9 protein-coding genes and 1 pseudogene are annotated in these 8,930 nt (G+C 71.0%); 8 read left to right on the forward strand and 2 right to left on the reverse strand.

Annotation, left to right across the window (positions count from 1 at the left end; genetic code table 11):
* A partial coding sequence (locus ASJ79_RS35000) for a UTRA domain-containing protein (protein WP_369803654.1) occupies positions 1 to 423 on the reverse strand: 423 nt, incomplete at its 3' end.
* On the opposite strand from ASJ79_RS35000, the pseudogene ASJ79_RS12360 reads away from it, so the two are divergent.
* A pseudogene (locus ASJ79_RS12360) lies at positions 391 to 1,623 on the forward strand (molybdopterin dinucleotide binding domain-containing protein); the annotation flags it as partial. The gene ASJ79_RS35000 and the pseudogene ASJ79_RS12360 sit on opposite strands and share 33 nt — an antisense overlap.
* On the opposite strand, the gene ASJ79_RS12365 reads toward ASJ79_RS12360, so the two are convergent.
* Positions 1,575 to 2,312 carry an SIMPL domain-containing protein gene (locus tag ASJ79_RS12365; RefSeq protein ID WP_067955511.1) on the reverse strand — a complete coding sequence of 246 codons (738 nt, stop codon included), beginning with the start codon at positions 2,310 to 2,312 and terminating at the stop codon, positions 1,575 to 1,577. The pseudogene ASJ79_RS12360 and the gene ASJ79_RS12365 sit on opposite strands and share 49 nt — an antisense overlap.
* Before the next feature lie 237 nt (positions 2,313 to 2,549).
* On the opposite strand from ASJ79_RS12365, the gene ftsH reads away from it, so the two are divergent.
* The 7 genes from ftsH (at position 2,550) to ASJ79_RS33890 (ending at position 8,903) form a co-directional block, all read left to right on the forward strand.
* Entirely contained in the window at positions 2,550 to 4,901 is a 2,352-nt protein-coding gene (gene ftsH, locus ASJ79_RS12370) for an ATP-dependent zinc metalloprotease FtsH (protein WP_067955513.1), read from the forward strand.
* Between the two features lie 18 nt (positions 4,902 to 4,919).
* Complete coding sequence (gene folE, locus ASJ79_RS12375) at positions 4,920 to 5,528, forward strand: GTP cyclohydrolase I FolE (protein WP_067955515.1); 609 nt, start codon at positions 4,920 to 4,922, stop codon at positions 5,526 to 5,528.
* A 44-nt stretch (positions 5,529 to 5,572) separates the two neighbouring features.
* On the forward strand, positions 5,573 to 6,379 hold the full coding sequence (gene folP, locus ASJ79_RS12380) for a dihydropteroate synthase (protein WP_156448402.1): 807 nt from the start codon (positions 5,573 to 5,575) through the stop codon (positions 6,377 to 6,379).
* The gene (gene folB, locus ASJ79_RS12385) at positions 6,372 to 6,755 is read left to right on the forward strand and encodes a dihydroneopterin aldolase (RefSeq protein ID WP_067955520.1); all 384 of its coding nucleotides are present in this window, start codon (positions 6,372 to 6,374) and stop codon (positions 6,753 to 6,755) included. The genes folP and folB overlap by 8 nt, the downstream gene beginning before the upstream one ends.
* Complete coding sequence (folK, locus tag ASJ79_RS12390) at positions 6,752 to 7,282, forward strand: 2-amino-4-hydroxy-6-hydroxymethyldihydropteridine diphosphokinase (protein ID WP_067955521.1); 531 nt, start codon at positions 6,752 to 6,754, stop codon at positions 7,280 to 7,282. The genes folB and folK overlap by 4 nt, the downstream gene beginning before the upstream one ends.
* A complete protein-coding gene (locus ASJ79_RS12395; RefSeq protein WP_067955523.1) occupies positions 7,282 to 7,758 on the forward strand; it encodes a DUF3180 domain-containing protein in 477 nt (158 codons plus the stop codon). Before folK ends, ASJ79_RS12395 begins: the two co-directional genes overlap by 1 nt.
* A gap of 77 nt (positions 7,759 to 7,835) precedes the next feature.
* Positions 7,836 to 8,903, forward strand: coding sequence for a DUF6779 domain-containing protein (locus ASJ79_RS33890; RefSeq protein ID WP_231750836.1), 1,068 nt, complete (start codon positions 7,836 to 7,838; stop codon positions 8,901 to 8,903).
* Positions 8,904 to 8,930: the final 27 nt, after the last annotated feature.

An 8,930-nucleotide genomic window follows, 5' to 3' on the forward strand; every position in this document is an offset into this window, starting at 1 on the left:
CCGGATCGCGTACTCCACCGGCGCGCTGCGGTGATCCCGCGCGGTACGGCGCGCCACGAGCACCGGGCCACCCACCGAGATCTGCAGTTCCGCAGCAAGATCGGCGTCGGCAACACCCGCCTCGATGGCCTCGTGGCCTGCAGAGACCCGGAGATTGCGGTGCCGTTCCAACCACACGTAGAGCGAGGCGCGGCCGCCAGCTCGCGGGCCAGCGTGCGGATGTCGTCCGCGTCGACACCGCAGTATCCGGCCACCGTCTCCGGTGTGAAACCCGTTGCCAGAGAACGGACCTCGTCGACGCCCGCGATGTACCCGGCCACCGCGCCGAGCGTCACCAGGTCCTCGGCGAACAGCACGTGCACGACGGCCAGCAGCAGCGCGGCATCGGTGCCCGGGCGCGGCTTCCGCACCGGCCGCTGGCACAGCCGCGTGTCGGGCTACCCGGAGGTGCTCTCGGAACTTCCGGCGGCCGCGCTGGCCGAGGAGATCGAGACGCCCGGCGACGGCCGGATCAGCGCGATGATCACCATCGCGGGGAACCCGGTGCTGTCCGCGCCGGACGGCGACCGGCTCGACCGCGCGCTGGCCGCGGTCGAGTTCATGGTGAGCGTCGACCCGTACCTCAACGAGACCACCCGGCACGCCGACGTCATCCTGCCGCCCCCGCCGCCGTCGCGCAGCCCGCACTTCGACTTCGCGCTCAACAACCTCGCGGTGCGCAACAACGCGCGCTACTCATCGCCGGTGCTGCCGCTCGACGGCCGCCCGGACGAGGCGGAGATCCTGTCCCGGATCGCACTGGTGCTGTACGGCCTCGGTGCCGACGCCGACCCGGCCCTGGTCGACCGACAGGTGATCGCGGCGACGCTGGCCAAGGAGACCGCCGACACCGGTTCTCCGGTGGCCGGGCGCGACGTCGACGAGCTGACCGCGATGCTGCCCGACGGGCCGGGCTACGAGCGGCGGCTGGACATGATGCTGCGCGTGGGCGCGTACGGCGACGCGTTCGGCGCCCGGCCGGACGGCCTGACGCTGCAGCGGCTCAAGGACGCCCCGCACGGCATCGACCTGGGGCCGCTGCAGCCCCGGCTGCCCGAGGTGCTGCGCACCCCGTCCGGCAAGGTCGAGCTCGCGCCGCCGCTACTGGTGGCCGACGCCGGGCGGCTGCGTGCCGCGCTGGGCCGGTCCGGCAGCGGATACGTGTTGATCGGCCGCCGTCACCTGCGCTCCAACAACAGCTGGATGCACAACCTGCCCGCGCTGGCCGGCGGCACCAACCGCTGCACGCTGCTGATGCACCCCGATGACGCGGCCGAGCTGGGCGTGACCGACACGGCCGTCGTGAAGGGCCCGGGCGGTGAGCTGGTGGTACCGGTCGAGGTCACCGACGGCATCCGGCGCGGCGTGCTGTCGTTGCCGCACGGGTGGGGTCACGACCGTGACGGCACCGGCCAGCGGCTGGCCGCCGGCCGGCCGGGCGTCAACGTCAACCAGCTCAACGACGGCGCGCTGCTCGACCCGCTGTCGGGCACCGCGGTGCTCAACGGCATCCCGGTGCTGGTGGGCCCGGGTGGTCAGGTCAGTTCCCAGATCACCGTCACCGAGAAGCCGACGGTCTGCTGACCGGGTTCCAGCGGCACCGCGGCCTCCAGTGCGCGCGGCGCCTGCATCGGGACCGGCGGGGTCGGGGCGGCCGCTTCGGAGATCGAGATGACCTTGCCCAGGGTCAGGCCGGACAGCTCGGCGTACTGGCCCGCCCGGTCCCGGGCGTCCTCGAAGGCGCGCGCCCTGGCGTCGCGCACCAGCTGCGAATCGTCCTCGATCGAATAGCTGATCGAGTTGATCCGGGTGGCGTCGCCGCCGGTGCTGACGATCAGGCCGATCGCATCCGACGCGCGACCGAGATCGCGGATCGTGACGTTGATCGAGTTGGTCGCCCGGTAGGCCGCGATCGAGGTGGCGTCGCTGCCGTACTGCGGCTGCAGGTCGGCCGCCGTGGTCGCGATGTCCGCGCGGTCGATGCCCAGACCGGCGAGCGCGTCGATCACCGCCTGCTGCCGCTCGTTGGTCTGGTTCATCGCCGCGGTCGCGTCCGCCTCGAGGAACTCCATCGACGCGTTGACCGTCAGCGTGTCGGGCGTGCCCTGCACCTGGCCGGCTCCGACCACGGTCACCTGCCGGCTGTTCGCGCCCGGCTCCGCCGCCGGCGTGCTCTGCGCGTCGCATGCGCTCAGCCCCGCGGCCGTCGCCCCGGCGACGGCGACGGCGGCGAGCGTGTTCCGGATTGTCCTGGCGGATGCTGGGATAGGCATGCTGGCACCCTAAGGCGTCGGCGCCTTTCGCCGAAGGTGCGCTCACGGTCGCGCGCGGCGCGGATCGACTACCGAGAATTCAGGTTCGCGGTCGGGGAGACTCCGGGCTCAGGCCGAATTGTTCCCTTCGTGAACTCCGGGAACTGCCGAACGTTGGTCTAGCGGTAGCCTTGACTATTCCAGCTGCACGTATTGGAAGGATTTGGCCGGCGAACCGACTGCCGGCCGCACACATCAATGAACCGGAAAAATGTGATCCGCACACTCTCGGTGATCGCCGTGGTGCTGTTGCTGGGTTGGTCTTTCTTCTATTTCAGCGACGACACCCGCGGTTACAAGCCCGTCGACACGTCCGTCGCGATGGCGCAGATCAACGGTGACAACGTCAACAGCGCGCAGATCGACGACCGCGAACAGCAGCTGAGGCTGGAGCTGAAGAGCGGAAACGGCGACACCGAGGACAGCAACCAGATCATCACGAAGTACCCGACCGGGTACGGGGTGACGCTGTTCGAGGCGCTGCAGGACAAGAACGTCAAGACCAACACCGTGGTCAACCAGAGCAGCATCCTCGGCACGCTGCTGATCTACATGTTGCCGCTGCTGCTGCTGGTCGCCCTGTTCGTGATGTTCTCCCGCATGCAGACCGGCGGCCGGATGGGCTTCGGCTTCGGCAAGTCCCGGGCCAAGCAGCTGTCCAAGGACATGCCCAAGACCACCTTCGCCGACGTCGCCGGCGTCGACGAGGCGGTCGAGGAGCTCTACGAGATCAAGGACTTCCTGCAGAACCCCAGCCGCTACCAGGCCCTGGGCGCGAAGATCCCGCGCGGTGTGCTGCTCTACGGCCCGCCCGGCACCGGCAAGACCCTGCTCGCCCGCGCGGTCGCCGGTGAGGCCGGCGTCCCGTTCTTCACCATCTCCGGCTCGGACTTCGTCGAGATGTTCGTCGGTGTCGGCGCCTCCCGGGTGCGCGACCTGTTCGAGCAGGCCAAGCAGAACAGCCCCTGCATCATCTTCGTCGACGAGATCGACGCTGTCGGACGTCAGCGCGGCGCCGGTCTCGGCGGCGGCCACGACGAACGTGAGCAGACGCTCAACCAGCTGCTCGTCGAGATGGACGGCTTCGGCGACCGCCAGGGCGTCATCCTGATCGCCGCGACCAACCGGCCCGACATCCTCGACCCCGCGCTGCTGCGGCCCGGCCGCTTCGACCGCCAGATCCCGGTGTCGAGCCCGGACCTCGCCGGCCGGCGCGCCGTGCTGAAGGTGCACTCGGCGGGCAAGCCGATCGCCGATGACGCCGACCTCGACGGCCTCGCCAAGCGCACCGTCGGCATGTCCGGCGCGGACCTGGCCAACGTGATCAACGAGGCCGCGCTGCTCACCGCCCGGGAGAACGGCACGATCATCACCGGCCCCGCGCTGGAGGAAGCGGTCGACCGGGTGGTCGGCGGGCCGCGCCGCAAGGGCCGCATCATCAGCGAGCAGGAGAAGAAGATCACCGCCTACCACGAGGGCGGACACACCCTGGCCGCGTGGGCGATGCCCGACATCGAGCCGATCTACAAGGTCACGATCCTGGCGCGCGGGCGCACCGGCGGTCACGCCGTCGCGGTGCCCGAGGACGACAAGGGCCTGATGACCCGCTCGGAGATGATCGCCCGGCTGGTGTTCGCGATGGGTGGCCGCGCCGCTGAGGAACTGGTGTTCCGGGAGCCGACCACCGGGGCGGTCTCCGACATCGAGCAGGCCACCAAGATCGCCCGCGCGATGGTCACCGAGTACGGCATGAGCTCCAAGCTGGGCGCGGTGCGCTACGGCACCGAGCACGGCGACCCGTTCCTGGGCCGCACCATGGGCACCCAGGCCGACTACAGCCACGAGGTCGCCCAGATCATCGACGACGAGATCCGCAAGCTCATCGAGGCCGCGCACACCGAGGCGTGGGAGATCCTGACCGAGTACCGCGACGTGCTCGACACGCTGGCCGGGCAGCTGCTGGAGAAGGAGACGCTGCACCGGGTCGAGCTCGAAGCGATCTTCGGTGACGTGAAGAAGCGGCCGCGGCTGACCATGTTCGACGACTTCGGCGGCCGCGTGCCGTCGGACAAGCCGCCGATCAAGACGCCGGGGGAGCTCGCGATCGAACGCGGTGAGCCGTGGCCCAAGCCGGTGCCCGAGCCCGCGTTCAAGACTGCGATCGCGCAGGCGTCCAAGGCCGCCGCCGAACGCGCCCACAAGAACGGCGGCAACGGTTCGCAGGGCCCCAACGGCGCCCCGAACAACGGCCCGACCCAGCCCGACTACGGCGCCCCCGCCGGCTGGCATGCCCCCGGCTGGCCGCCCCGGCCCGGAGCGCCGCAACAGCAGCAGCCGCAGGGCTACTGGTATCCGCCGCCGGCGCAGCCGGGGTGGCAGGGCGGACCGCCGCCCGCTCCGACGTATCCGGGGTATCCCCCGTATCAGCCTTACCCGCAGCCCGGGCAACACGCTCCCCGCGGCGGTGCTCCCGCACCGAACCCGACGGAGGATCCCGGCCAGGACAGCGGCGGGGAGAACGGGCGGAGCGGTCCGCCTTCGAACGGCTGACACTGAACGGAGATCTCGATGACGCGGTCGCCCAACCATTCGGCGACGATCACCACCCCCGGTTTCGACCAGGCCCGGGCCGAAGCGGCGGTACGCGAGCTGCTCATCGCCGTCGGTGAGGATCCGGACCGGGAAGGCCTACGCGACACACCCGCCCGGGTGGCACGGGCCTACCGGGAGATCTTCGCCGGCTTGTACGTCGACCCCGACGAGGTCCTCAAGACGATGTTCGACGAGCAGCACGACGAGCTCGTGCTGGTCAAGGACATCCCGATGTACTCGACGTGCGAACACCACCTGGTGTCGTTCCACGGGGTGGCCCACGTCGGGTACATCCCCGGCGAGGACGGCCGCGTCACCGGGCTGTCGAAGCTGGCCCGTGTGGTCGACCTCTACGCCAAGCGCCCTCAGGTGCAGGAGCGGCTGACGGTGCAGATCGCCGACGCGTTGATGCGGCGGCTGGACCCGCGCGGGGTGATCGTGGTCGTGGAGGCCGAGCATCTCTGCATGGCGATGCGCGGTATCCGTAAGCCCGGCGCGACCACCACCACCTCGGCGGTGCGCGGGCAGTTCAAGACCGACAAGGCCTCTCGCGCCGAAGCCCTGGAACTGATCCTGCGGAAGTGAGCCCCGCCAGCGTCCCCGCCGCCGCACCGACGAACGTACAGGTGATGGGGGTCGTCAACGTCACCGAGGACTCGTTCTCCGACGGTGGCCGGTACCTCGACCGGGAGCGCGCGGTGGCCCGCGGCGTCGAGTTGGTGCGCCAAGGCGCGGCGATCGTCGACGTCGGCGGTGAGTCGACGCGTCCGGGCGCCACCCGCATCGACCCCGAGGTGGAATCGGCGCGGGTGCTGCGTGTCGTCAGAGAGCTTGCGCAGCAAGGGATCACAGTCAGCATCGACACCATGCACGCCGCGGTCGCGCGGGCCGCCCTCGAACACGGCGCGCAGATCGTCAACGACGTCTCCGGCGGCCGGGCCGACCCCGGCATGGTCGATGTGGTCGCCGACGCGGGCGTGCCGTGGGTGCTGATGCACTGGCGCTCGGTGGGCAGCGACCGTCCGCACGAGGTGCCGCCGTACCGGGACGTGGTCGCCGAGGTCAGAGACGAACTGCTGGCCGGGGTCGACGCCGCGGTGGCCGCAGGGGTGGACCCGGCGAAACTGATCATCGATCCGGGCCTCGGTTTCGCCAAGACGGCGCAACACAACTGGGCGCTGCTCAACGCGCTGCCGGAGTTCGTGGCGACGGGGTTACCGGTGCTGGTCGGCGCGTCGCGGAAGCGTTTCCTCGGCACGCTGCTGGCCGGGCCGGACGGTGAGCTGCGTCCTCCGTCCGAGCGTGAGACGGCCACCGCGGTGATCTCCGCGCTGGCCGGCTGGCACCGCGCGTGGGGGGTGCGGGTGCACGACGTGCGTGCGTCGGTCGACGCACTGGCGGTGGTGAGGGCATGGCAGGCAGGTGGCGATGACTGATCGGATCGAGTTGCGCGGGCTGAAGGTACGCGGCAACCACGGGGTGTTCGACCACGAGCGGCGCGACGGGCAGGACTTCGTCGTCGACGTGACGGTGTGGATGGACCTGGCCGCGGCGGCCGCCGGCGACGACCTGGCCGACACCCTCGACTACGGCGTGCTGGCCCAGCGGGCCGCCGACATCGTGGCCGGGCCCGCCCGGCAACTCATCGAGACCGTCGCCGGGGAGATCGCCGAGGACGTGATGCGCGACGAGCGGGTGCACGCCGTGGAGGTGGTGGTGCACAAGCCCTCGGCCCCGATCCCGTTGCAGTTCGACGACGTCGCGGTGGTGGCGCGGCGGTCGCGTCGAGGCGGCCGGGGCGCTGCGCCGTGACCACCCGCATCGTGCTGTCCATCGGATCCAACCTGGGCGACCGGCTGGCCCACCTGCAGTCGGTGCTCGACGGGCTCGGCGGCGCCGTCACGGCCGTGTCGCCGGTCTACGAAACCCCGGCGTGGGGCGGTGTCGAACAGGGCCCGTTCCTCAATGCCGTTGTGCTGGCCGAGGATCGGGACCTCGACGCGCACGGCTGGTTGCGGCGCGCCCAGCAGTTGGAGGACGCCGCCGGGCGGATCCGGGAGCAGCGCTGGGGCCCCAGGACTCTCGACGTCGACCTGGTGCAGTGCCACGGTCCCGGCGGCGAGGTGACGCTCCGGGACGACGACCTGATCCTGCCCCACCCGTACGCCCACGTGCGGGCGTTCGTACTGGTGCCGTGGCTTGAGGTGCAGCCGGACGCGACGCTGACCGTCGCGGGCCGCACCGATCCCGTCGCCGTGCACCTGGCCGCCGTCGACGCCGGTGAACGCACCGGGGTGCGCAGAACCGACTTCGCGCTGCGGATCGGGGAGCGGGACTGATGGGACCGACCCGCAAGCGCGATCTGGCCGTCGCCGCGGCGGTGACCGCGATCGTGAGTTACGTACTGGTGCACGTGATCTACCGCTGGTTCCCGCCGATCGACGTGTGGACCGGGCTGTCCCTGCTCGGCGTCGCGGCAGCGATCGCGGGCTGGGCGTTCTATGTGCGGGCCCGCATCAGGGACGGTGAGATCGGTGTCGGGGCGGGCCGACTGCACCCGCTGGCGGTGGCCAGGTCGGTGGTGATCGCGAAGGCGGCGGCGTGGATGGGCAGCGTCGTGTCCGGCTGGTGGCTGGCGGTGGTGGTGTTCCTGCTGCCCCGCAGGAGCACGTTGCGCGTGGCCGCCGAGGACACCCCCGGTGCGATCGTGGCGGGATTGTGCGCGCTGGCGCTGGTGATCGCGGCGATGTGGTTGCAGCATTGCTGCAAGTCGCCCGAGGATCAGTCGCAGAACGCCGACGCCACGCCGGGCTGACCGAATCCCCGCCGACCGGCCGCGAATCGCCGCGGAGGTCGACACGCGAGATGACCTGTGACGGTACAGTCGCCCCCATGACCGATCCGACCCGAGGCACCCGCCTCCGGCGCAGCGGCCGCAGGCCGGGTTGGTTCCTGATGACGGTGTTGCTGGTGCTGGCGATCGGTGCCAGTTCAGCGCTGGTTTTCACCAACCGGGTCGAATTGCTCAAGCTGGCGGTGATTCTCGCGTTGTGGGCGGCCGTCGTGGCCGCGTTCGTCTCCGTCATCTATCGCAGGCAGAGCGACGCCGACCAGGCCAAGGTGCGCGACCTGAAGCTGGTGTACGACCTGCAGCTGGACCGGGAGATCTCCGCGCGCCGGGAGTACGAGCTGGCGGTCGAGTCCCAGCTGCGTCGCGAGCTGGCATCCGAGCTGCGGGCGCAATCGGCCGACGAGGTCGCGGCGCTGCGCGCCGAGCTGGCCGCGCTGCGGGCGAACCTGGAGTACCTGTTCGACGCCGATCTCTCGCATCGTCCCGCCCTCGAGACCGAACGCACCGCCGGGCGGGTCAGCAGCAGCCGGCTCGACACCGACGACGAATTCGCGGTCGTCCCCGACCCGGACGCGCCGGCGACCGACGAGAGCCCGATCATCGACGTGCCCGTCGAGCCGCATCCGCCCGAAAGCGAATGGGCACCGCCCGGTGAACCCGGTGGGGCGCACCGCCGCTCGGCCGAGCAGGGCGCCGGCCGCAGGCATCGGGTCGACGAGGGCGCCCCTGCGCAGCCGCAGTGGACGCCACCACCACCGCCTCCTCCAGCCGCGCCACCGCCCGACGGTGTCGCCTGCAGCCGGGCCAGCAGTTCGGCGACCGACTGCCCGCCGGTGTGGGCGCCTCCGTCGACGTCTTCTTCGACGGGCTCCTCTGCCGGAGCGGGAGGCTGCTGCTCTTCACCGGAGACGGAGTGCTTACCGCGCGGCGGCTCGGCCGGCTCGGGCTCCGGGGCCCGGCGTCGGCCGACGTATTCGCCCCGGGCACCGTTGGGCGGCGCGGGCTCCCAGTGGGTGACCCGGGCGAAGTCCGACACCGAATCCTGTTCGAAGCCAAACCAATCCGTCGCACGAAGCGTGACATCTGAGGCGGTGGCCAGATCCGCGTAGGCGATGGCGGTCGGGGTTCTCATGCCA

The organism is Mycobacterium sp. NAZ190054, from assembly GCF_001545925.1.
Lineage (GTDB): Bacteria > Actinomycetota > Actinomycetes > Mycobacteriales > Mycobacteriaceae > Mycobacterium.